General features: G+C 67.4%; 20 protein-coding genes and 1 riboswitch. Of the genes, 14 read left to right on the top strand and 6 right to left on the bottom strand.

Translation table 11 applies throughout. From position 1 onward, the window contains the following. Window positions 1-116 precede the first annotated feature (116 nt). From SBI20_RS10400 to SBI20_RS10360, 9 genes are all read left to right on the top strand, one after another. On the top strand, window positions 117-1,409 hold the full coding sequence (locus SBI20_RS10400) for a glutamate-5-semialdehyde dehydrogenase (protein ID WP_317974970.1): 1,293 nt from the start codon (window positions 117-119) through the stop codon (window positions 1,407-1,409). Window positions 1,410-1,438: 29 nt separating this feature from the next. Further along, window positions 1,439-2,224, top strand: coding sequence for a nicotinate-nucleotide adenylyltransferase (locus SBI20_RS10395; RefSeq protein ID WP_317974969.1), 786 nt, complete (start codon window positions 1,439-1,441; stop codon window positions 2,222-2,224). A 157-nt stretch (window positions 2,225-2,381) separates the two neighbouring features. Further along, window positions 2,382-2,780, top strand: coding sequence for a ribosome silencing factor (rsfS, locus tag SBI20_RS10390; RefSeq protein WP_317974968.1), 399 nt, complete (start codon window positions 2,382-2,384; stop codon window positions 2,778-2,780). A gap of 70 nt (window positions 2,781-2,850) precedes the next feature. Then, complete coding sequence (locus SBI20_RS10385) at window positions 2,851-3,276, top strand: 23S rRNA (pseudouridine(1915)-N(3))-methyltransferase RlmH (RefSeq protein ID WP_317974967.1); 426 nt, start codon at window positions 2,851-2,853, stop codon at window positions 3,274-3,276. Continuing rightward, a complete protein-coding gene (locus SBI20_RS10380) occupies window positions 3,273-4,520 on the top strand; it encodes a murein hydrolase activator EnvC family protein (protein WP_317974966.1) in 1,248 nt (415 codons plus the stop codon). The genes SBI20_RS10385 and SBI20_RS10380 overlap by 4 nt, the downstream gene beginning before the upstream one ends. Window positions 4,521-4,680: 160 nt before the next feature. Further along, a complete protein-coding gene (locus SBI20_RS10375; protein ID WP_317974965.1) occupies window positions 4,681-6,030 on the top strand; it encodes a S41 family peptidase in 1,350 nt (449 codons plus the stop codon). 11 nt (window positions 6,031-6,041) lie between these two features. Continuing rightward, window positions 6,042-6,542 carry a disulfide bond formation protein B gene (locus tag SBI20_RS10370; protein WP_317974964.1) on the top strand — a complete coding sequence of 167 codons (501 nt, stop codon included), beginning with the start codon at window positions 6,042-6,044 and terminating at the stop codon, window positions 6,540-6,542. A 16-nt stretch (window positions 6,543-6,558) separates the two neighbouring features. Beyond that, the gene (locus SBI20_RS10365) at window positions 6,559-7,074 is read left to right on the top strand and encodes a demethoxyubiquinone hydroxylase family protein (protein ID WP_317974963.1); all 516 of its coding nucleotides are present in this window, start codon (window positions 6,559-6,561) and stop codon (window positions 7,072-7,074) included. Window positions 7,075-7,226: 152 nt separating this feature from the next. After that, window positions 7,227-7,853, top strand: coding sequence for a hypothetical protein (locus SBI20_RS10360; protein ID WP_317974962.1), 627 nt, complete (start codon window positions 7,227-7,229; stop codon window positions 7,851-7,853). Between the two features lie 80 nt (window positions 7,854-7,933). Here SBI20_RS10360 and SBI20_RS10355 read toward each other — a convergent pair whose 3' ends face one another. Continuing rightward, the gene (locus SBI20_RS10355; protein ID WP_317974961.1) at window positions 7,934-8,521 is read right to left on the bottom strand and encodes a TMEM165/GDT1 family protein; all 588 of its coding nucleotides are present in this window, start codon (window positions 8,519-8,521) and stop codon (window positions 7,934-7,936) included. 20 nt (window positions 8,522-8,541) lie between these two features. Continuing rightward, a riboswitch (yybP-ykoY riboswitch) is annotated at window positions 8,542-8,747 on the bottom strand. Window positions 8,748-9,099: 352 nt separating this feature from the next. On the opposite strand from SBI20_RS10355, the gene SBI20_RS10350 reads away from it, so the two are divergent. The 5 genes from SBI20_RS10350 to SBI20_RS10330 all read left to right on the top strand — a co-directional run bounded on the left by SBI20_RS10350 (window position 9,100) and on the right by SBI20_RS10330 (window position 14,297). Next, window positions 9,100-10,629 carry a DEAD/DEAH box helicase gene (locus SBI20_RS10350; RefSeq protein ID WP_317974960.1) on the top strand — a complete coding sequence of 510 codons (1,530 nt, stop codon included), beginning with the start codon at window positions 9,100-9,102 and terminating at the stop codon, window positions 10,627-10,629. A 168-nt stretch (window positions 10,630-10,797) separates the two neighbouring features. Next, on the top strand, window positions 10,798-12,321 hold the full coding sequence (locus tag SBI20_RS10345) for a sensor histidine kinase (RefSeq protein ID WP_317974959.1): 1,524 nt from the start codon (window positions 10,798-10,800) through the stop codon (window positions 12,319-12,321). Further along, window positions 12,314-12,760, top strand: a complete 447-nt coding sequence (locus SBI20_RS10340; protein ID WP_317974958.1) for a response regulator — start codon at window positions 12,314-12,316, stop codon at window positions 12,758-12,760. Before SBI20_RS10345 ends, SBI20_RS10340 begins: the two co-directional genes overlap by 8 nt. Next, window positions 12,757-13,860: a sensor histidine kinase gene (locus SBI20_RS10335; RefSeq protein ID WP_317974957.1), complete on the top strand. Its 1,104-nt coding sequence runs from the start codon at window positions 12,757-12,759 to the stop codon at window positions 13,858-13,860. The genes SBI20_RS10340 and SBI20_RS10335 overlap by 4 nt, the downstream gene beginning before the upstream one ends. Window positions 13,861-13,922: 62 nt before the next feature. After that, window positions 13,923-14,297, top strand: a complete 375-nt coding sequence (locus tag SBI20_RS10330) for a hypothetical protein (protein WP_317974956.1) — start codon at window positions 13,923-13,925, stop codon at window positions 14,295-14,297. Between the two features lie 7 nt (window positions 14,298-14,304). Here SBI20_RS10330 and SBI20_RS10325 read toward each other — a convergent pair whose 3' ends face one another. The 5 genes from SBI20_RS10325 to SBI20_RS10305 all read right to left on the bottom strand — a co-directional run bounded on the left by SBI20_RS10325 (window position 14,305) and on the right by SBI20_RS10305 (window position 21,198). Further along, window positions 14,305-15,519 (bottom strand): DUF445 domain-containing protein, encoded by a 1,215-nt coding sequence (locus tag SBI20_RS10325; protein ID WP_317974955.1) that lies wholly within the window; start codon window positions 15,517-15,519, stop codon window positions 14,305-14,307. Between the two features lie 104 nt (window positions 15,520-15,623). Further along, window positions 15,624-18,815: an efflux RND transporter permease subunit gene (locus SBI20_RS10320; protein ID WP_317974954.1), complete on the bottom strand. Its 3,192-nt coding sequence runs from the start codon at window positions 18,813-18,815 to the stop codon at window positions 15,624-15,626. A gap of 55 nt (window positions 18,816-18,870) precedes the next feature. Continuing rightward, complete coding sequence (locus SBI20_RS10315) at window positions 18,871-20,001, bottom strand: efflux RND transporter periplasmic adaptor subunit (RefSeq protein WP_317976101.1); 1,131 nt, start codon at window positions 19,999-20,001, stop codon at window positions 18,871-18,873. A 571-nt stretch (window positions 20,002-20,572) separates the two neighbouring features. Next, window positions 20,573-20,872: a CtrA inhibitor SciP gene (sciP, locus tag SBI20_RS10310; protein WP_317974953.1), complete on the bottom strand. Its 300-nt coding sequence runs from the start codon at window positions 20,870-20,872 to the stop codon at window positions 20,573-20,575. Next, window positions 20,869-21,198 (bottom strand): hypothetical protein, encoded by a 330-nt coding sequence (locus SBI20_RS10305; RefSeq protein WP_317974952.1) that lies wholly within the window; start codon window positions 21,196-21,198, stop codon window positions 20,869-20,871. Before SBI20_RS10305 ends, sciP begins: the two co-directional genes overlap by 4 nt. Window positions 21,199-21,285: the final 87 nt, after the last annotated feature.

The raw sequence follows: 21,285 nt of genomic DNA, 5'->3' as shown, positions 1-21,285 counted from the left end.
ACGACAAAGAGGCCCCGCCGGGAAACTGGCGGGGCTTTTTTGTGCCTGCGGACGGCGAGGGGCCTCAGACAGGCTGGCGTGACAGGGGAACGCGCCGATGGTATGGCCGCGTCATTATGTCGACGCAGCTTCAGGAAATCGCCCCCGAGTCCGCTCAGGAGACCCCCCAGGCGCTGGTGGAGCGGCTGGCCCGCGCCGGTCGCGCCGCGCAGACCAAGCTCGCGCGTCTCCCGTCGGAGGCCAGGGAAGCCGCGCTCAAGCTGGCCGCGCAGTCCCTGCGCCGGGCCGAGCCGGAGATTCTGCCGGCCAATGCCATCGACATGGCCAATGGCGAGGCACGCGGGCTGACCGGCGCGCTGCTCGACCGCTTGCGGCTCGACCCCGCGCGTCTGGCCGCGATGGCCGATGCCGTGGCGCAAGTTGCCAGCCTCGAAGACCCTGTCGGCCAGATCATCGACAGCCGCAGCCGCCCCAACGGGCTGGTGCTCGAACGCGTGCGCGTGCCCATCGGGCTGATCGGCATCATCTATGAAAGCCGCCCCAACGTGACGGCGGACGCTGCCGCGCTCTGCGTGCGCTCGGGCAATGCGGCGCTGCTGCGCGGCGGGAGCGAGGCGGTCCATTCCAACCGCGCGATCCATCAGGCGCTCGTGGCCGGGCTGGTCGAGGGTGGGGTGCCCGCCGATGTCGTGCAACTCGTGCCCACGCAGGACCGCGAAGTCGTTGGCGCGATGCTCACCGCCGCCGGGCTGGTCGACATGATCGTGCCGCGCGGGGGCAAGAGCCTCGTCGCGCGGGTTCAGGCCGATGCGCGGGTGCCCGTGCTCGCCCATCTCGATGGCATCTGCCACACGTTCGTTCATGCCGCCGCCGATCCGGCCATGGCGCAGGCCGTGGTGCTCAATGCCAAGATGCGCCGCACCGGCATTTGCGGGGCGATGGAAACCCTGCTGATCGATGCGACCTATCCTGCCGCTGCCGCGCTGGTGACGCCGCTGATCGAGGCGGGCTGCGAAGTGCGCGGCGACGCGCGCGCGCAGGCGATCGATCCGCGCATCCTGCCCGCCGGAGCCGAGGACTGGGACACCGAATATCTCGACGCCGTGCTCTCGGTGGCGGTGGTCGACGGGCTGGACGCGGCGATTGCCCATATCGCGCGCCATTCCTCGGGCCATACCGATGCGATCCTGACCGACGATGCACAGGCCGCCGCGCGGTTCCTCAATGAAGTGGACAGCGCCATCGTCATGCACAATGCCTCCAGCCAGTTTGCCGATGGCGGCGAATTCGGGCTGGGTGCGGAAATCGGCATTGCCACCGGGCGTCTCCACGCACGCGGGCCGGTCGCGCTTGAAGGGCTGACCACCTACAAGTGGCTGGTGCGGGGCACGGGGCAGGTTCGTCCCTGAATTTTCGTACAACGCCTTCCCAGATTTCCATGACTCGCGGCAGACCCGTGCTGACCGGCCTTCTGGGCGGCAGCTTCAACCCGGCCCATGGTGGGCATCGCCGGGTGAGCCTGTTTGCGCTTCGTGCGCTCGGGCTCGACGAAGTGTGGTGGATGGTGTCGCCCGGCAATGTGCTCAAGCCCCGTGCGGGCATGGCCAGCTTGCCCGCGCGCTATGCCTCGGCCAGCCGGGAGGCCCGCCGCGCACCGATTCGGGTGACCGCGATCGAGCGCGAGCTGGGCACGGTCTATACGGTCGACGCCTTGCGCGCGCTGGTCCGCCGTTATCCCCGGCGGCGCTTCATCTGGTTGATGGGGGCCGACAATCTTGCCCAGTTCCATCGCTGGAAAGACTGGCGCGGGATTGCCCGCGCGATGCCGATTGCGGTTATCGCCCGTCCGGGTTATGATGACGCAGCTATGGCGAGCCCCGCCATGGTGTGGCTGCGCCGATGGCGCCGGCGGTGCAGGCAGACGAGCGTTGGCGCCCTTGGGCCCGGATGCGGGTCCTCAGGCAGCGACGGGATGCGATCTGGTTCAGGACAATCTGGCAAGATCCGGTCTTCCGGTCGGGGAGGGTGCAAGCCCTTTGCCTGTGCGGCACCCGCGCTCATTGTCCTGCGTTTCGATCCCGATCCCCGCTCGGCAACGGCGGTGCGGCAGGCGAACCCGGATTGGGAAGCGGGCCTCGCGGGGCGGGCTTCGGTGCGGGCTTTACGCGACGGTGTGACCCATCACGCTGTCGCAAAGCAGGCTTTCGGAAGGGGCGGGCGCTGAAGCGCGCGGCCGCCTTCCTGTTTTCGGCCATGGCGGATGGCTCCGGGGTGGGGCGTGCGGGAACGCACGGCCAGGCTTGGTTTTGCCAGCCTGGTTTTGTCTGTTTTATGGATTGGTGTAATTCTTCGTGTTTTCAAATGGAGTCGATCTCAAAGCAATGACCAGTGCCCAACCCCAGCCGGCAGATGCCGGCGCCGCTTCTTCGGCCCCTTCTGCCGGCGCTCCCGCCAGCCTTCACGACCTCGTGCTTGCCTCGCTCGACGATGACCAGGCGCAGGAAGTCGTAACGATTCCGCTGGAAGGGAAAAGCTCGATTGCCGATTTCATGGTGATCGGCTCGGGCCGGTCGACCCGTCAGGTTGCGGCGATGGCCCAGAAGCTGGCCGAGCGTATCAAGCACGCCGGCTATGGCAATGCCCGTATCGAAGGCCTGCCGGCTGCCGACTGGGTGCTGATCGATGCGGGTGATATCGTCGTTCACCTGTTCCGTCCCGAAGTGCGCAGCTTCTACAACCTTGAACGCATGTGGGGCTTCGGCGACGCCGGAGCGGCCTGAATGCGCATCGGGGGATGCCGATGGCACAAATCCTCCTGCCAAAGCCGATCAATTCGCTTAAGGCAGGGGGATGTTGTTGCACATCATCGCCCGTGGAAAGATCGGCCGCTCGCCCGAGGCCGAGCTGGTCGAGCGCTATGGCAGGCGCGTGACCTGGGGTTTCAAGGTCACCGAACTGCCCGACAAGGGCGGGACGATCCCCCCGATTACGGCCACCCCCACGCGGATCGTCACCATGGACGAGCGCGGGAAGCAGCTGACTTCCAGCGAATTTGCCCGCATTCTGGGCCGTTGGCGCGACGATGGCGTGCGCGAGGCGCGCTTTCTGATCGGGGCCGCCGATGGCCATGACGAGGCCTTGCGCGACAAGGCGGACCTTTTGCTCGCCTTTGGCGCGGCGACCTGGCCCCACATGTTGGCCCGCGCGATGCTGGCCGAACAGCTCTGGCGGGCGACCAGCATCATCGCTGGCCACCCCTATCACCGCGAAGGATGATCGCGCGGCGCCTCTCTGGCGCGTCGGCGCGGGCGCAGCGGGCCGGGCTCGTGCTGGCTGGCGGCGCGCTGGCGGCGCTGGCCCTGTGGCAGGTTGCCGGGGCGCAAGCGGGCGCGGCCTATCAGAGCGCGGGGGAGGCGGGGCAAGCCTTGCGGCAGGCCCAGGCCGCACTGGTCGAGGCGCGCAAGCGGGGCGAAACGCTGGAGGCACAGGCCCGCGCCGCTACGGCCGCTGCCGACAAGACCGCGCGCGAGGCCGCCGCGATTGCCGCACGCATCCAGCAGTCCGAAGCCGAAATCCGCATGGGCGAGGCGCGCATTGCCCTGATCGACCGTGAACGCGCCGATCTGCGCGCGCGCATGGCCGCGCGACAGGAACCGGTCGTGCGGCTGACCGCCGCGCTCGAACTGATGGCGCGGCGCCCGCTGGCCTTCAGCCTGATGCGGGCGGATTCGCTGCGCGAGACGGTCTATTTGCGCGCCGTGCTCGAAACCATGTTGCCGCAGGTCCGCCGCAGCACGGCGCCCTTGCGCAGCGCCATCGTGCGCGGGCGGGCCTTGCAGGAGCAGGCCCGCAGCGAAGGCCAGCGCCTGCGCGCGAGCGCGGTGACCCTGGCCCAGCGCCGCACCGATCTGGCCGCGCTCGAAAGCCGCCAGCGCATCACCAGCCGCGCGGCCAATGGCAATGCCTCGCGCGAGAACGACCATGCCCTCGCGCTGGCCGAACAGACCCGCGATCTGGCGGCCCTGATGCAGCAACTGGGGCGCGAGGGACAGATGCGCGACCTGCTCGCCGCATTGCCCGGTCCGGTCCAGCGGCCCGACCATCCCGGTGCGGTGCTGATGGTCGAGGACGCCGATCCCTTGCAGCGCGAGGCGCAGCATCTGGCCTGGATCCTGCCGGTGGCGGGCCGGGTCACGACCGGCTTTGGCGAGCAGGGGGCGACCGGCGCGGCGCAGGGGCTGACCATCGCCCCGGTGCCTTCGGCCCAGATCGTTGCCCCGGCCGCGGGGCGGGTGGCCTTTGCCGGGCCCTATCGCGGCTATGGCCAGATCGTGATCGTCGAGCACGACGGGGGCTGGACCTCGCTGATAACGGGGATGGGGCGGATCGACGTGGGCGTGGGCGACAAGGTGGTGCAAGGTTCGCCACTGGGCATTGCCGCGCCCGCCCGTCCGCAAGTGACGGTCGAGCTGCGCAAGGATGGCGCGCCGATCAATCCGCTGGGAGTCCTGCATGGGTGAGGGAGTTGGGGTGATGGGGCGTGGGTGAGGGGGCAGGGGTGAGGGGCCAACTCCATCTGGCGTTCAGGCACCGGGCGCTATACAAGCCTTCGATTGGCACTCCTGCCGCCTGAAATCCGTAGGGGCTCAGCGCTCTACGCAAGGAAAGTCCGACTTGCCCATGGCCAAACCGCTTGCTTCCCTGCTGCGCGCAACGGCGCTGGTGACCGCAGTGGCGGTCTTGCCGGTGGCCACTGCGGGCCTTGCGGCCGTGGATTCACGCACCGGGCCCCAATTTGCCAAGCTTGCGACCATCTACGAGAAGATCAAGACCAACTATGTCGAGCCGGTCGACGACGACACCCTGATCAAGGGCGCCATCGACGGTATGCTGGCCACGCTCGATCCGCACAGCGCCTATCTTGAGGCGCGCGATTTCGAGAACCTGCGCACCCAGACCGAGGGGGCTTATGGTGGCCTGGGTCTGTCGGTCACGCTCGACGATGGCGCGGTCAAGGTCATCGCGCCGATGAAGGGCACGCCGGGTGATCTGGGCGGGATCAAGGCGGGGGACTACATCACGCATCTCGATGGCAAGCTGATCTATGGCGGCTCGCTCGACGAGGCGGTCGACCAGATGCGCGGCCCCCCCGGCAGCCAGATCAAGCTGACCGTCTATCGTCCCGGCCATGACGAGCCGCTCGAATTCACGCTGACGCGCCGGGTGATCGAGTTGAAGCCGGTCGAGTGGAAGGTGAAGGACAACGTGGGCGTGATCTCGGTCTCCTCGTTCAGCATGAACGTGGGGGCGCAAGTCGCGCAGGCCTTTCAGGCGATCAAGGCGCAGGCCGGCAAGACTCAGGCTGGCGGCCATCTGGCGGGCGTCGTGCTCGACTTGCGCGGCAATCCGGGGGGCTTGCTCGAAGAGGCGGTTTCCCTGTCCGACGATTTCCTCGACAGCGGCACCATCGTTTCGCAGCGCGGGCGCGAGGCCGACGACAATGCGATCTATTCGGCCCATCCCGGCGACATCGCGCGGGGCCTGCCGATGATCGTGCTGATCGACGAAGGCTCGGCCTCGGCTTCCGAAATCGTCTCGGGCGCGCTTCAGGACCAGCACCGCGCGCTGATCATGGGCCAGCGCAGCTTTGGCAAGGGCAGCGTGCAGACGCTGATCCCGCTGGGCAAGGATGCCGCGCTCAAGCTGACCACGGCGCGCTATTACACGCCCTCGGGCCGGTCGGTGCAGGAAGGCGGGATCGAGCCCGACATCGCCGTGCCGCAGATTTCCGACCCCGACTTGCGCAAGCGCGCGCTGCGCTCCTATCGCGAGAGCGACTTGCGCCGCCACCTGATCAACGAGATCAAGGATGACAAGGATCTCGAAAAGGACAAGATCGACGATCCGCGTTTCAAGATGACGCCCGAGCAACTCAAGGCCAAGGGCATCGACGATTTCCAGCTCTATTATGCCGTGCAGACCCTGGAGCGGACCACGCCCACGGCGCTTGCCGCGCTGCACAGGAAGTAAAGGCGGACCAGATGGTTCAACATGCTCCAGCCGCACCGCGTGCGGCATCCCTCGCGCTGGTGCTGGCGCTGGCGGTTCCCGCCGTGGCGATGGCCACCGCGCTGGTTGCCCAGTTCGGGTTCGGCCTGGCGCCGTGCGAGATGTGCTGGTGGCAGCGCTATGGCCATATCGCGGCCATTGCCCTGGCCATTCTGGCCCTGCTGCGCCGGGGACACCCGGAAAGCACGGTGCTGGTGATCCTGGCCGGGCTCGGCGTCTTGTCGAGCGGGCTGATCGGGGCTTTTCACGCGGGCGTCGAATATCACTGGTGGGAGGGCATCACGACCTGCTCGACCAACCATATCGAGGGCGATCCGCTCGCCGCCATTCTGGCCGCGCCGCTGGTGCGGTGCGACACCCCGGCCTGGACACTGATGGACATCAGCATGGCTGGTTACAACTTCCTGTTCTCGGTTCCTGCGGCGCTGGCGATCGTGGTGCTGGCAGTGCGGGGACGGGCCCAGCGAGCCTGAGGGAGAGCTTGAGGCAATGAGCCGTATCGATATCGCGCGGATCATCCGCGTGGACCAGGCGGGCGAATTTGGCGCCACGCGGATCTATGCCGGGCAACTGGCGGTCATGGGGGATCGCGGGCCGGATTCGGCCGAGATCGTGGAAATGGCGCGTCAGGAAGAGGATCATCGCGCCCGTTTCGATGAACTGATCGCCCGGCGCGGGGTGCGCCCCACGGCGCTCAGCCCGGTGTGGTCGGTGGCCGGTTTTGCGCTCGGCGCGGCCACGGCGCTGATGGGGCCGCGCGCGGCCATGGCCTGCACGGCGGCCATCGAGACCGAGATCGACCGCCACTATACCGAGCAGCTCGAAGAACTGGGCGATGCGGACCCTGAACTGTCCGACGCGATCCGCGAATTCCGCGACGACGAGCGCGCCCACCGCGACGCCGCACTGGCAGCGGGCGCGGAAAAGACCCCGGCCTATCCGTTGCTGTTCAATGCGATCCGTCTGGGGTGCCGCGCGGCGATCAAGCTGTCGGAGCGGATCTGAGGGAGGCGTGCCTGCGGGCGCGCCATTCTCATCTGCCTGCCTCATCTATCAATTTCGGGCCGTCCGGCGTATAGTCGGGCAAGCCCATGAAGGCCCGCCGGAAGCACCTTGCCTCTGGCGGTCCGGTTTGCGCGCTGGAGAGAAGACCGATCATGTCCTTTGCTGCCTCACGCTTCCGTTTTCTGGCCCTTGCGCCGGTTGTTCTGGCCGTGGCGGCGATCCCGTCGGGTGCTCTGGCAGCGGCACCGGGCAAGACCGCTAATCCAGTTGATGCCGGGCAGGTCGATGGCCCGGTCGATAACGGCGAGAAGGTCAACCAGCTGATCGTCTATGGCGACGATCCCTGCCCGGCTTCGACCGCTGGCCAGATCACGGTCTGCGCCCGCAAGGACGAAGCCGAACGCTATCGCATCCCCACCGCCCTGCGCGACAATCCCAACGATCCGCGCAACCAGACCTGGACCGATCGCGTGCGGGCTTATGAGACGGTCGGCGCTGCGGGCATCAATTCGTGCTCGCCGGTCGGCTCGGGCGGGGCTTCGGGCTGCACCACGCGCCTGATCCACGATGCCTATGCCGAAAAGAAGCAGAGCGGCGACGTGCAGTTCGGCAAGCTGATCGAGCAGGAGCGCGAACGTCGCCTCCAGACCATCGACAAGGATGCCGCCGACGAACAGGCCCGCGTCGAACAGCTCGAAAAGGAATACGACGCGCGTCTGGCCCGCGAACGCGATGCCGAACCCGCGCCTGCCAAGGGCGACAAGCCCGCAGGCCAGTAATAACGGGCCAGTAATAACGGGCGAGTAATAAGGGGGAGGCCCTGCTTCCGGGCTTTTCGGAAGCAGGGCAGGGGCTCCTGTCAGACCAGCCCGGCGGTCTGCGCGAGCAGCCAGACGCCGATGCCCAGGAACAGCGCCGCCGCGACCATGCGCACGGCCACCATCGGCACCCGCGCGATCAGCGCATTGCCGAGGAACACGGCGGGCACATTGGCGATCATCATGCCCAGCGTGGTGCCACAGGTGACCGCGACCGCATCGTGGAAGCGCGCGCCCAGCGCGATCGTGGCGACCTGTGTCTTGTCGCCCATCTCGACGAGGAAGAAGGCGACCACCGTGGTCAGGAACGCGCCGAAGCGGGCCGGGCTCTTGGTGTCGTCCTCGTCGTCGAGCGTGTCGGGAACGAGCGTCCACAGGCCCATCGCGATGAACCCGGCTGCCACGGCATAGTGGAACCATTGCCCGTCGAGCAGGTCGGCCGCGACCACGCCGACGAGGGCGGCGAGGAAATGGTTGACGATCGTGGCCACCAGAATGCCCGCCACGATCGGGAGGGGGCGCTTGAAGCGCGTGGCCAGCACGATGGCCAGCAATTGGGTCTTGTCGCCGATCTCGGCGAGGGCGACGACGGCGGTGGAGGTGGAAAAGGCTTCGAGAAGAGGCGCCATGGCTAAGCAATCCGGGGCCGGGCGAACCATCGAGACAAACGACAACTGCGCCATCCCGCCCGGCCGAGCGAATCGCGAAGCTGCCATTGGTCTCGCCCGTGGCGCCCGGTCTGGCCGTGTGAGGGCTTGTCCGGTGCGCCGCTTCCCGCGCCATGGCCTCTCGGCCAAGTATGTTGACGCTGGGCACCGCGCGATGCGCGGCGGCTACTCCCCAAGTGACGTGAAAGGGCCGATAAGCCTGAAAAACGGCGCTGGCAAGGCGCTTCGTGCGGGCCGGGTGGGGGGCGCAAGGAAGGCCGCGCGAGGGCTTTTCCCCAAGAACCTTGCGCAACAGGCGGTTTTGGCCTATATGCAGCGAAGCAGGTGCGATGTCCCGGCTGCCAAGTGCGGTCGGTGCCAGAGGCCCGGGCAAGCGTGAGATCGGCCGAGTTGCATGGCCTGATCCGCCCCGGCCAAGCGCATCGTGCCCCACCCGCCTCCCTATTCACGCAAGGGGTCGCACGTTCGACCCGCGCCCCGGTTTGCAGGCCCTGTTTGGCTGCAATGTTCCGGGAGGCACTTGAAAGCATTGGAATTTCATGTCCTATTTTTCCGACCTTGGCCTTGCCGAGCCCATTCTTCGTGCGCTCGAAACCAAGGGCTACAGCGATCCCACCCCGATCCAGCGCCAGTCGATTCCCGCGCTGCTCGAAGGGCGCGATCTCCTCGGCATCGCGCAGACCGGCACCGGCAAGACCGCTGCCTTCGCGCTGCCCTCGCTCCACCGCCTGGCGGCTGATCCGCAGCCCCGCAAGCCGGCCTCGTGCCGCATGCTGGTGCTCTCGCCCACCCGTGAACTCGCCGCGCAGATCGCCGAGAACATGAAGGGCTATGCCAAGAACCTGAAGCTTTCGGTCGATTGCGTGTTCGGCGGCATTCCCATCGGCAAGCAGGCCCGCCGTCTGGTGCCCGGCGTCGACGTGCTCGTCGCCACCCCCGGCCGCCTGCTCGACCTCATCGACAGCCGCGCGCTGACCATTGGTCGCACCGAGATCTTCGTGCTCGACGAAGCCGACCAGATGATGGACCTGGGCTTCATCCATGCGCTCAAGCGCGTGGCCAACCTGCTGCCCGCCAAGCGCCAGAGCCTGTTCTTTTCGGCCACCATGCCCAAGTCGATCGAGGATCTGGGCAAGCAGTTCATCAAGAACCCGGTCCGTGTCGAGGTTGCGCCGCAGTCGACCACGGCCGAGCGCGTCGAACAGTATGTGAGCTTCCTCAACCAGCCCGAAAAGCAGGCGCTGCTTTCGCTGACCGTGCGCCGCATGCTGGCGAGCAAGGAACTCGACCGCGGCATCGTCTTTACCCGCACCAAGCACGGCGCCGACCGCGTGGCCCGCAATCTGGGTGCGGCGGGCATCGACGCCCGCGCGATCCACGGCAACAAGAGCCAGGCCCAGCGCACCGCCGCGCTTGAAGCCTTCCGCCAGGGTTCGTGCCCGATTCTGGTCGCCACCGACATCGCCGCGCGCGGCATCGACGTTTCGGGGGTGAGCCATGTGTTCAACTTCGAACTGCCCAACGTGCCCGAACAGTACGTTCACCGCATCGGCCGCACCGCGCGCGCCGGGGCCGATGGCGTGGCGATCAGCTTCTGTGCGCCCGATGAAAAGCCTTACCTGCGCGACATCGAACGCCTGACCAAGGTCAAGCCCGAAGTCATGCCGCTGCCCGAGAACTTCCTGGCCGAAGCCGCGCGCCTGCCCGCGCCGGTCCGTCGCCCGGCGGGCGAGGAAAACGAGGGCCGCCGCGAACAGGGCCATGGTCGCCGTGATGGCGGTCGCCGCGACGGGGGCCGCAGCGATGCGGGCCGCCGTGATGGCGGTCGCGGTGAAGGTGGTGCGCGTCGCGATGGGGGCCGCAACGAAGGGCCCCGCAGCGAGGGCGTCCGTAACGGTGGAGGCCGCCGTGCGGATGGCCCCCGTCACGAAGGTGCCCGTCAGGAAGGCCCGCGTCATGACGGCGGCCGTCATGACGCGGGGGCCGAAGGCGCGGCCAAGCGTCGGTTCCGCCCGCGCGGCAACACCACGACCGGTCAGCACCGCAACAAGGTTCGTCGCGTCGTCTGACCGTCGATAAAGAGGCCGGAATCGGGGATCGTCCCCGGTCGCGGTTGCAAAAAGGCGCCTTTCCGCTCCCTTACGGGCTTGCGGGAGGCGCCTTTTTTGCGTCACTTGGGGACGCGTGACGGGAACTTTCGCGCCACCGCAGCATTGAGGCGGGCTGGAAGGGAAGCGATGCAATCGACGAATCTGGCCTCGCTGGGCCGCGACGCCCGGGTCAACCGTATCATTCTCTGGCTGCTGGGTGTCGGCTTTCTGGCGCTGCTTGTGGCGGTGGGCATGGCGCTGTGGATCCAGCGGAGCAATACCGACAACGAGCGCTGGGTGGCCCATACGCTCGAAGTGCAGGCCCGCATCGGCGCCTTCGCCAGCAAGGCGGAGCGCATGGAAACCGCCCGGCGCGGTGGCCTGATCAGTGGCGATCCCAAGTTCGATGGCATGGTCGACAAGGCCCGTGCCGGGGCCGAGGCCGATCTGGGCATGCTCGGCGCGTTGACGGTCGACAACCCCGATCAGGTGGCCAACGTGGCCCGGATGCGGACGTTGCTGGCAGACTATGCCGCCTCTCAGGCCGCTGAACGCCAGAGAGGCTTGCAGGCGGGGCCGCTTCGGGCACAGGATTTCTTCCACGATCCTTCGGTCTTGCGCATCCGCGAAATGCGCCGTCTGGCCGATACGATGCTCGACGAAGAGCATGGCCTCCTGCGCGACCGCGAGGGCCGCCAGAGCCGCAGCCTGCGCAGCTTCAACCTGGTCGTCACGATCACCGGCGTGCTGATCGCGCTGGTGGCGATCGTGACGATCGGGCTGGTTCGGCGCACGCTGCGCGACTTGCGCGCCTCGCGGATCGAACTGGGGGTGCTCAATGCCGATCTGGAGCGGCTGGTCGATTCGCGCACGGTCGAATTGCAGCGCGCCAATGCCGAGATCCAGCGCTTTGCCTATATCGTCAGCCACGACTTGCGCTCGCCGCTGGTCAACGTGATGGGCTTCACCGCCGAACTGGAAGCCGCCACGCAGGTTCTGGCCCGCGCGCTCCATGCCTCGAATCCGGGGGAGGGCGATCTGCCCGCGCCCATGCCAAGCCCCTCGCGCGAGGAAGTGCGCTGCGCGATCGACGAGGACCTGCCCGAGGCCATCGGTTTCATTCGCAGTTCGACCCAGAAGATGGACCGCCTGATCAATGCGATCCTGCGCCTCTCGCGCGAGGGGCGGCGCACTCTGGCGCCCGAGCGGATCGAACTGGGCGCGCTCGTGCGCGGGATTGGCGAGACGATGCAGCACCGCCTGACCGAGACCGGCACCACGCTGACCATCGAGAGCCTGCCGGTCATGGTGAGCGACCGCATGGCGCTCGAACAGATTCTCTCCAACCTCATGGAAAACGCGCTCAAGTACCTGATGCCCGGACGGCCCGGCCAGATCACCGTGCGCGGGGAGGCCCGGCGGGGCCGCGCGATCATCGAGGTGATCGACAACGGGCGCGGCATTGCTGCCAAGGATCATGAACGCATCTTCGACCTGTTTCGCCGCTCGGGCGTTCAGGACCAACCGGGTGAGGGCATCGGTCTTGCGCATGTCCGTGCGCTTGCCTATCGCCTTGGGGGATTGATCGAAGTGGTTTCGGAACTGGGGCAGGGGGCCACGTTCCGGGTCAATCTGCCTCTGGAATGGAAAGGCGTCGAAGCCAATGGATAAGCAGCGTCCCGTCAATATCGTGATGATCGAGGACGATGAAGGCCATGCCCGCCTGATCGAGAAGAACATCCGCCGGGCCGGTATTTCCAACCAGATCCATCACTTCGTCGATGGCACTTCGGCGCTCGCGTTCCTGCTCGACGGGGCCGAAGGGCCCACCCACAACGGCCCGGCGCTGGTCCTGCTCGATCTCAACCTGCCCGACATGAGCGGGATCGACATCCTCGCGCGGATCAAGGGGGCGCAAGGCGCGCTGCGGCGGACCCCGGTCGTCGTGCTCACCACCACCGACGACAAGGTGGAAATCCAGCGCTGCTACGATCTGGGCTGCAATGTCTACATCACCAAGCCGGTGAACTACGAAAGCTTTGCCGACGCGATCCGCCAGCTGGGGCTGTTTCTCTCGGTCATCCAGATCCCGGACGCGGAGGGGGCTTGAACCAGCACCAACCCCGCATTCTCTATATCGACGACGATGAGGGGCTCCGGCGCCTCGTCGCCCGCGTGCTGTCCCGCAAGGGCTATGCCGTCACCACTGCCGCCGATGGCGACGAGGGGCTGGCGCTGACGGCGGGGGGCGGCTTCGATCTGGTCGCGGTCGATCACTACATGCCGGGGCGCGACGGGCTTTCGACGCTTGAGGCGCTGCGCGGGCTGCCCGATTGTCCGCCGGTGGTCTATGTCACCGGCTCGGAGGAAAGCCGCATTGCGGTTGCCGCGCTCAAGTCCGGCGCGCAGGACTATGTGGTCAAGGCGGTGGGCGACGATTTCTGCGATCTCCTCGCGCAGAGTTTCGCGCAAGTGCTCGAAGCATCGGCCCTGCGCCGCGCGCGCGACAAGGCGCAGGATGATCTGCGCGCCAGCAATGCCCGGCTCGAAGCGCTGCTGCACGAGGTCAACCACCGCGTGGCGAACAACCTCCAGATGGTCATGGCCTTTGTTTCGATGCAGGCGCGCAGTGTCGAGAGCGATGCCGCGCGCGAGGCCTTGCAGCGGGCGCACCAGCGCATCGGCACGATCGCGCAGGTCAACCGGCGCCTCTATACCAGCAACGATGTCGAATTCGTCGCCATCGACGATTATCTGGCGGCCCTGGCACAGGACATGGGCGAGGCCTGGACCACGCAGCGCGCGCGCCGGGTCCATGTCGTGGCCGACCCGCTGCGCTTGCGGACCGATCTGGCGGTGACCATCGGGCTGGTTGCCAATGAACTGGTCGGCAATGCCTGCAAATATGCCTATCCCGCTGATGGCGAAGGTGATGTGTGGCTTTCGCTGCGGCTCATGCCGGGCGAGGATCCGTCGGCGGGCATGCGGCTGGAATTGACGGTCGAAGATACCGGGCAGGGGATGCCCGATGATGGCAGCGTGCGCGGCACGGGGCTGGGCACGCGGCTGATCGGCGCGCTCACCCGTTCGCGCGGGGCCGAACTGGGGTATGAGCCGATGCGACCGGGGGCGGCGCTGCCGGGCACGCGCGCGCGCCTGAGCATGGCCATCGCGCCGGGCGACTGGAGTGACGAAGAATTCGTGATATGATGAATATTTCATAATTCATCACTTGCGGATCGGCTGGCCGGATCGCGCAAAGGGGGGGCGCCATGGGCAAGAAGCGCAAGAATGCGGCGAAGGGCGAGGGCACCAGTCTCGAAGACGAGGTGCGCGGCCTGTGCGAGGCCATGCTGGCCGATCCGGCGATTGCCCGTTTTGAACTGGCCATCGACAAGGGGCTGGGTCTCGCCCGCCTGCGTGTGACGGCCCATGATGGCCGGGTTTCCACGCGCGAACTGATCGGCCCGGCCCTTGCCGCAGCCAGCAGCCTGAACGGGCCATTGTCCCCGCGCGAAAACCGCAATGCGATGATCCGCGAGTTGCGGGCCAAGGGGTTGACCCAGGTCGGGATCGCGCGGGTTCTGGGGGTGTCGCAGGCGCTGGTCTCGAAAGTATTGCGCCCGGCCCCACAAGAAGGCGCCTGAGGGCCGGTCAGAGAAGCTGGTCGAGCGTGTGGAGCATGAGGCCGACCAGCCCGCCCACCAGCGTGCCGTTGATGCGGATGAACTGAAGGTCGCGGCCCACCGCGCTTTCGATGCGGTTGGTGACGGTCCGGGCGTCCCAGCGGCGGATCGTTTCGGAGACCAGCCGGACGATCTGCCCGCCATAGCGGCTGGCGATGCCGACCATGGTGCGGCGGGAAAAGCGGTTGATCAGCAGGCGCAGGCGCGCGTCGTCCTGAAGGGCGCGGCCCAGATCGGTCATGGCTTCGGCCAGCCCCATGCCCAGTTGCCCGCCAAGCGTGCCGCCGGGGCTGCGCACCGCGCGCAGCAGGCCCGTGCGCAGGCGCTCCCACAGGGCTTCGAGCCAGTCGGCAAAGGCCGGATTGGCCAGCGCCTCGGCCTTCATCGCGTCGATCCGGGCGCGCATGGCCGGATTTTCGACCAGATCGTGGGCGAGCGTCTCCAGTCCCTCGGCGATCTTGACCCGCAGCGGGTGGGCCGGATCGACGACGGCTTCGGCCAGAAGCTTGTAGATCCCGTCGAGGATCGTGTTGGCGAGTCGCTCGTCGAGCTTGATCCACCGCACGAGGGCGTTGGCGCGCTCGTGGATCATCGTGCGCAGCAGGCCTTCATTGGCTTCGAGGGTCTGCGCGGTCTTGACCAGCAGGGCCTCGATCAGGGGCAGGTGGCGTCCGTCGGCGATCATCGCGTGGAGCATGCGGCCCAGCAGTGGGGCCAGGTCGATCCGCGTGATCTGCTGGCGCAGGGCCTGCTTGGCCATGCCGCCCAGCTTCTCGCGGTCGAGCGATTCGAGCACGTCGCCGATCAGGCTGGCTGCGCCTGCGGCGATGCGGCTCTGTCCGCCCCGTGGCCCCCCGCGCGGGGCGGTCAGGAAGCTGCCCGCCAGCCCCGCCACGTCGAGCCCGGCCATGCGCCGGGCGACCACTTGCGGGGTGAGGAAATTGGACTGGAGGAACCCGGCCAGCGCATCGGCGATGCGGTCCTTGTTCTCCGGTATGATCGCGGTGTGCGGGATCGGCAGGCCGAGCGGGCGGCGGAACAGCGCGGTGACGGCAAACCAGTCGGCCAGCCCGCCCACCATCGCGGCCTCGGCAAAGGCGCGCAGATAGCCCCAGCCCATCCATCCCCCGATCCCTCCCCCCGTCTGGATCATGGTCCGGGCGAGGAGGAACAGGCCGGCCATGGCCAGCAGCAATCCGGTTGCGATCAGGCGCGTTTCACGGGACGCATGGGCGGGGGAGGTTGGGGCGTGGGAGTTCGGGGCGGGGGAGGTTTGTCGGGGCAGGGTCACTCCGCCGGGAATGCCCCATCGTTCCTGTGGTTCCCAGCAGAAAGCGCGGCCCTGTCCGCTTCATCATGCCCCTCGTGGGTCAGGAACAGGCGGGCGAGCATGGGGCCGATCCGCTTTTCGAACCCGTCGGCGAGGCTGAAACCGGCTGGCACGATCACCAGCGTGAGCAGGGTCGAGAGCGTGAGGCCGCCGATCACCACGGTGCCCATCGGCGCGCGCCAGCCCGCATCGCCGCCCACCGAAATGGCGGTGGGGACCATGCCGGCAACCATGGCCACGGTGGTCATCACGATAGGCTGGGCGCGCTTGTGCCCGGCCTCGATGATGGCGGCCTGCTTGGGTTTGCCGGTGCCCATTTCCTCGATCGCGAAGTCGATCAGCAGGATCGAGTTCTTGGCCACGATGCCGAACAGCATCAGCACGCCGATGAAGACCGGCAGGCTGAGCGTCTGGCCGACCAGCGCGAGCAGCAGCAGCCCGCCCAGCGGGGCGAGGAACAGCGAGCCCATGTTGACCAGCGGCGAGATGAAGCGGTGGTAGAGCAGCACCAGCACCGAGAACACCAGCAACACGCCCGTGGCCAGCGCGATGAAGAAGTTGGTGAGCATCTCCTGCTGCCAGCGGTCGGCCCCGGCGGGCGCGTTGGAAACGCCGGTGGGCAGGGCGTTGAGGATCGGCAGCTTGGCGATCTGGGCCATCGCGGTGCCCTTGGCGACGCCCGGCGGCAGGTCGGCCCCGACGAAGACGCGGCGGCTCTGGTTGTAGCGCTGGATCGTGGTCGGGCCCGAGCCGAAGCCGATCGAGGCCACGCGCGCGAGCGGAACCGAGAACCCGGTGGCGGTCTGGACGGGGAGGTTTTCGAGCGTCGAGAGGTCGCGGCGCGAATCCTCGGGCAGCTTGACGCGGATCGGCACCTGACGGTCGGACAGCGAGAACTTGGCGCTGTTCATGTCGATCTCGCCCTGGGTGGCGATGCGGATCGTCTGGCTGAGCGCCTGGGTGGTGATCCCCAGCGAGGCGGCGAGGTCGAGGTGGGGGGTGATGACGATTTCGGGGCGGCGCAAGTCGGCGCTGATGCGCGGGGCGACGACGGTCTTGAGGGCGCTCATCTGCTGGACCAGCACTTGCGCGGTGCGCTGGAGCTGGTCCGGGTCCGAGCCCGAAAGCATCACGCTGATCGCCCGGCCCGATCCGGGGCCGCCATTGCTGTTGGGATCGGAGAAGGTGACGCGCGCGTCGGCCACCTGTTGCAGGCGCAAGGTCAGCGCGCGCTCGAATTCCATGCTGGTGCGCGCGCGGTCCTTGCGCAAGGTGATGATGACGCGGCCGCTGCCTTCCTTGATCCGTTCGAGGGCGACCGCGACTTCGGGTTGCTGTTTGACGATGGCATAGACTTCGTCGGTCTTGGCTGCGGTCTGCTCGATCGTGGTGCCCGGCACCATCTCGATGTTGATCGTGCTGAAGTCGCTGTCGGTATCGGGGAAGAACTGGCTGGGGATCAGCACGAACATCGCGCCCGTCATCACCAGGGCCAGCAGGCCCAGCCCCATCATCCACAGGCGGTGGTCGCGCAGGCGTGCGCGCAGCCAGCGGCGCGGATGGGCCGCGCGATAGGCCGCCGCGCGGCTGGTATCGAGCGACCAGCGCAGCACGCCCATGTAGCGGTCCATCATCGGCCCCTCGCCATGGGGGATGTCGCGCTGGTCGCGCTTGAGGAAATAGGCGGCGATCATCGGGGTGATCATGCGCGCCACGAGCAGCGAGAAGAGCACCGCGACGACCACGGTGATCCCGAAGTTCTTGAAGAACTGGCCCGAGATGCCCGGCATCAGGCCCACCGGCAGGAACACCGCGACGATCGAGAAGGTCGTGGCGACGACCGCCAGCCCGATTTCGTCGGCCGCGTCGATGGCGGCCTGGTACGGGGTCTTGCCCATGCGGATGTGCCGCACGATGTTCTCGATCTCGACGATGGCGTCGTCGACCAGCACGCCTGCCACGAGGCCGAGCGCGAGCAGCGACATCGTGTTGAGGGTGAAGCCGATCAGGTGCATGACCGCAAACGTCGGGATCGCCGAGAGCGGGATGGCGATGGCCGAGACGAACGTCGCGCGCCAGTCGCGCAGGAAGAAGAACACCACGATCACCGCCAGCACCGCGCCCTCGACCATCGAGGAAATCGAGGTGCGGTATTGCTGCTTGGTGTAGTCGACGCTGGTGAACAGCTGGGTGAAGCGGATCTTGTGGCCCTGTTCGGCCGAGATCTTCTCCAGTTCCTTGATGGTGGCATCGTAGACGCTCACATCGGATTCGCCGCGCGCGCGGGCGATGGAGAAGGTGACCACCGGCTTGCCGTCGAACTTGGCGATCGAGGTGATCTCGCTGTAGCTGTCGTGGACATTGGCCACGTCGGACAGGCGGATCACCCGGCCATTGGGCATCGCGATCTGGGTCTTGCCCAGCGCATAGGCCGAGGCGGCATTGCCCAGCACGCGCACCGACTGGCGGGCCCCGGCCACTTCGGCGCGGCCACCGGCGGCATTGAGGTTGACCGCACGCAGCGCGGCATTGACCTGGCTGGCGGTGACCCCGAACGACTTCATCCGCATCGGATCGAGCGTGACCGCGATCTCGCGGGTGACGCCGCCCGCACGGGTGACCTCGGCCATGCCGGGAATGGCCAGCAGGCGCTTGGCCAGTGTATCGTCGACGAACCACGAGAGCTGCTCGATGGTCATGTCGTCGGCCGAGACGGCCCAGTAGGCAATCGGATCGGACGAGGTTTCGGCCTTGGCGACCTGGGGTTCGAGAATGCCGTCGGGCAGGTCGCCGCGTACCTGGTCGACCGAGTTCTTCACTTCGGCGACGGCGCCGTTGATGTCGGTCCCGATCTTGAACTGGACCATCGTCTGGCTGGAGCCTTCCGATGCGGTCGAGGTGATCGTGTCGACCCCGGCGATCGTGCGCACCGCGCTTTCGATACGCTGGGTGATCTGGGTCTCGATTTCGGTCGGGGCGGCGCCGGGCTGGCTGATGGTGACGATCACCATCGGGAATTCGATGTCGGGCTGGTCCTGCACCTTCATCATCATGAAGGAGACCAGACCGGCCAGCGTGAGCCCGAGGAACAGCACGATGGGAACGACCGGGTTGCGGATCGACCAGGCCGACAGATTGCGAAAGTTCATGGCCGTTCCCCTTCAAGGGCGACGCGGTTTCAAAGGCCGCGCGTGCAGGGCTTGCTCAGTGGCTGATGACGGGGCGGACGAGGTCGCCGGGGTTGAGGAAGCCCCCGGCGCGCAGCACGACGCGTTCGTCTCCGGCTAGCCCCTCGCGCACGATGATGCCCTTGGCGGTGACCTGCCCGATCTTCACCGGGCGGCGCACGACCTTGTCGGCGGCGTCGACGATGTAGACATAGCTGCCCTTCTCGTCGCTCAGGATCGCGGATTCGGGCAGGATCGGCGCGCTCAGCGTGCCGCTGACGATCTCGGCGCTGGCAAAGCCGCCGGGGCGCAGCGCGGGGTCGAAGGGCAGGGCGATGCGGGCGATGCCCTCGCGCGTGTTGGGGTCGATGGTGGGGGCGACCTGCCAGACGGTGCCCTGGAAGGTCCGCGTGGTGCCCACCGGGGTGACCGTGGCGACGACGCCTTCGTGCATGCGGGCCAAATCCACTTCGGCGAGGCGCGCCTGCATTTCGAGCTGGCCGTCCTTGGCCATGCGGAACAGCGTGCCGCTGCCCGAGCTGACGATCTGGCCGGGCTCGACCCCGCGGGTGAGCACGAGGCCATCGGCAGGGGCCAGGATGTTGAGGCGGGCGGTGGTCGCGCGCATCTGGCCGAGCGAGGCGCGGGCCACGCGCACTTGCGCGACGGCAGCGTCGCGCGTGGCGGTCAGCTGGTCGATGTCGGCCTTGGAGATGAAGCCCTTGGCGACGAGCTGCCGCGCACGGTCGAGGTTGTTCTGGGCAAGGCGGGCATTGGCTTCCTGAACCTCGACCCCGGCGGCCTGGCTGGCCACCTGCTGGACCTGGACCGAGCGGTCGACCACGGCGAGAACCTGTCCGGCATGGACCCATGTGCCCGCGTCGACCAGCACGCTCGTCACGCGGCCGCCTTCGCCCGCGATGCCCACGGGCATCTCGCGCTTGGCGGCGATCACGCCACTGGCAACGACCGTCGCCTCGACCGATTGCTGGGTCGGGATGATCACGGTCACGGTCTGGGCCTGCGCCTTGGCCGAGGCTGCCGCATCGGTGGCCGGCTTGTGGTGCATCACGCCCCAGCCGAGCGCCAGCAACGCCACCACGGCGACGCCAGCGGCGATCAGGCGGCCCCGGCGGCGCGGGCCACGGGGCGCACCATCGATCTCCAGCCCCTCTGCGGTGGCAGGGGGCGTTCCGGTGATGGTCTCGGTCTGTCGCGTCTTGTCCAGCAGAAATGCCTCCCCGACCACTGGCCGGGACGGCGCCCGATGTGCGCGCCGGTCGGTCAGGGCCACGTCCCCCACAGTGCCGGAAGGAGGCCCTGAACGGCGCCCCGCCGGATAATGCATGCTACCCTGGATCGACGCCGCATGGGCGCTTTTTCCGGTTCATGGCACCTTGCCCGACCACAGCCCGCTGAGGGCCGTGTCCTGCCCGGAAACGGGCAAGGCGCGGCCTGATGGCGAGGCGACGGAAAAGGTTCCTTTCCCTGCCAGCGTTTAGCAGATCATTAGCGGTCGATACGACCAGTTGCAATCAGGCCTCGACAAACGACGTTCGGCGCAGCGCATGCCCAAAAGGGCAGGGGGGTATTCCTGAAACGAAGACCGGCTTAAGAAGAAATGGCTGAAGGGGGGGCTTCCACGGTTCAAAACGACAACGACCGCACGGAGGTCGGGCCCCGTGCGGTCGTTTGTCTGCGGGATGGCACCACCGGGAAGGCGGGGCGCCGGATAGGGATCAATACTTGAGCTGGCGCTCGTAAAGGTCGCGATAGTGCTGGATGCGGGTCACGCGCAGGCCCTGCATGCCCGAGCGATCGACCGCACGCTGCCACGAGGCGAACTCCTCGAGAGTCAGGCCATAGCGTTCGCAAGCCTCGTCGATCGTCAACAGTCCGCCATTGACGGCCGCGACGACTTCGGCCTTGCGCCGCACGACCCAGCGAGACGTGTTGGCGGGAGGCAGGTTTTCCAGCGTCAGGGGTTCGCCCAAGGGGCCAATGACCTGTGCCGGCCTGATTTTCTGGTTTTCGATCATGACAGCTCCCGTCGGGTCAGCCCGCCGTAGGGCGGTGGGGACGGCCTGCGTGGCTTCATCACCTTTGTGCTTTCCTCCACTTTGCCATTCGTTGAAGAGGTTGGGTTAACGGCGCCTTCATGCTTCGGTTCCAGCAGCATCCGGGCCGCTTCCGGGTGGAAACTGGCCCGGACAGGGCTGCCCGTCGGCGCGCGGGAAACGGCCTGTGCCAGTCGGCGCAGGTCCTGTGCGGCGCTCAGCCGGGCGCAGAATTCCCCCCAGTGCAGCTCGCGCAGCACGGGGACGATTTCAGTGCCGGTAAACCCGCGCAGATCGTCAAAGCCCATGTCCATGGGCCCTTCATAATCAGAATAGGGATAAAGGAATGTAAAGTCCGTCTTTACAAAAAATTAGCCATTCGGGTCCGGCGCGGG

This window comes from Novosphingobium sp. IK01 (assembly GCF_033242265.1).
In the GTDB taxonomy this organism is placed as follows: domain Bacteria; phylum Pseudomonadota; class Alphaproteobacteria; order Sphingomonadales; family Sphingomonadaceae; genus Novosphingobium; species Novosphingobium pituita.
This window is presented reverse-complemented; position numbering and strand designations above follow the sequence as displayed.

Coding starts and splice junctions, on each gene's coding strand:
- SBI20_RS10400 (WP_317974970.1), top strand. CDS start 117: ATGTCGACGCAGCTTCAGGAAATCGCCCCCGAGTCCGCTCAGGAGACC.
- SBI20_RS10395 (WP_317974969.1), top strand. CDS start 1,439: ATGACTCGCGGCAGACCCGTGCTGACCGGCCTTCTGGGCGGCAGCTTC.
- rsfS (WP_317974968.1), top strand. CDS start 2,382: ATGACCAGTGCCCAACCCCAGCCGGCAGATGCCGGCGCCGCTTCTTCG.
- SBI20_RS10385 (WP_317974967.1), top strand. CDS start 2,851: ATGTTGTTGCACATCATCGCCCGTGGAAAGATCGGCCGCTCGCCCGAG.
- SBI20_RS10380 (WP_317974966.1), top strand. CDS start 3,273: ATGATCGCGCGGCGCCTCTCTGGCGCGTCGGCGCGGGCGCAGCGGGCC.
- SBI20_RS10375 (WP_317974965.1), top strand. CDS start 4,681: ATGGCCAAACCGCTTGCTTCCCTGCTGCGCGCAACGGCGCTGGTGACC.
- SBI20_RS10370 (WP_317974964.1), top strand. CDS start 6,042: ATGGTTCAACATGCTCCAGCCGCACCGCGTGCGGCATCCCTCGCGCTG.
- SBI20_RS10365 (WP_317974963.1), top strand. CDS start 6,559: ATGAGCCGTATCGATATCGCGCGGATCATCCGCGTGGACCAGGCGGGC.
- SBI20_RS10360 (WP_317974962.1), top strand. CDS start 7,227: ATGTCCTTTGCTGCCTCACGCTTCCGTTTTCTGGCCCTTGCGCCGGTT.
- SBI20_RS10355 (WP_317974961.1), bottom strand. CDS start 8,521: ATGGCGCCTCTTCTCGAAGCCTTTTCCACCTCCACCGCCGTCGTCGCC.
- SBI20_RS10350 (WP_317974960.1), top strand. CDS start 9,100: ATGTCCTATTTTTCCGACCTTGGCCTTGCCGAGCCCATTCTTCGTGCG.
- SBI20_RS10345 (WP_317974959.1), top strand. CDS start 10,798: ATGCAATCGACGAATCTGGCCTCGCTGGGCCGCGACGCCCGGGTCAAC.
- SBI20_RS10340 (WP_317974958.1), top strand. CDS start 12,314: ATGGATAAGCAGCGTCCCGTCAATATCGTGATGATCGAGGACGATGAA.
- SBI20_RS10330 (WP_317974956.1), top strand. CDS start 13,923: ATGGGCAAGAAGCGCAAGAATGCGGCGAAGGGCGAGGGCACCAGTCTC.
- SBI20_RS10325 (WP_317974955.1), bottom strand. CDS start 15,519: ATGGCCGGCCTGTTCCTCCTCGCCCGGACCATGATCCAGACGGGGGGA.
- SBI20_RS10320 (WP_317974954.1), bottom strand. CDS start 18,815: ATGAACTTTCGCAATCTGTCGGCCTGGTCGATCCGCAACCCGGTCGTT.
- sciP (WP_317974953.1), bottom strand. CDS start 20,872: ATGATCGAAAACCAGAAAATCAGGCCGGCACAGGTCATTGGCCCCTTG.
- SBI20_RS10305 (WP_317974952.1), bottom strand. CDS start 21,198: ATGGGCTTTGACGATCTGCGCGGGTTTACCGGCACTGAAATCGTCCCC.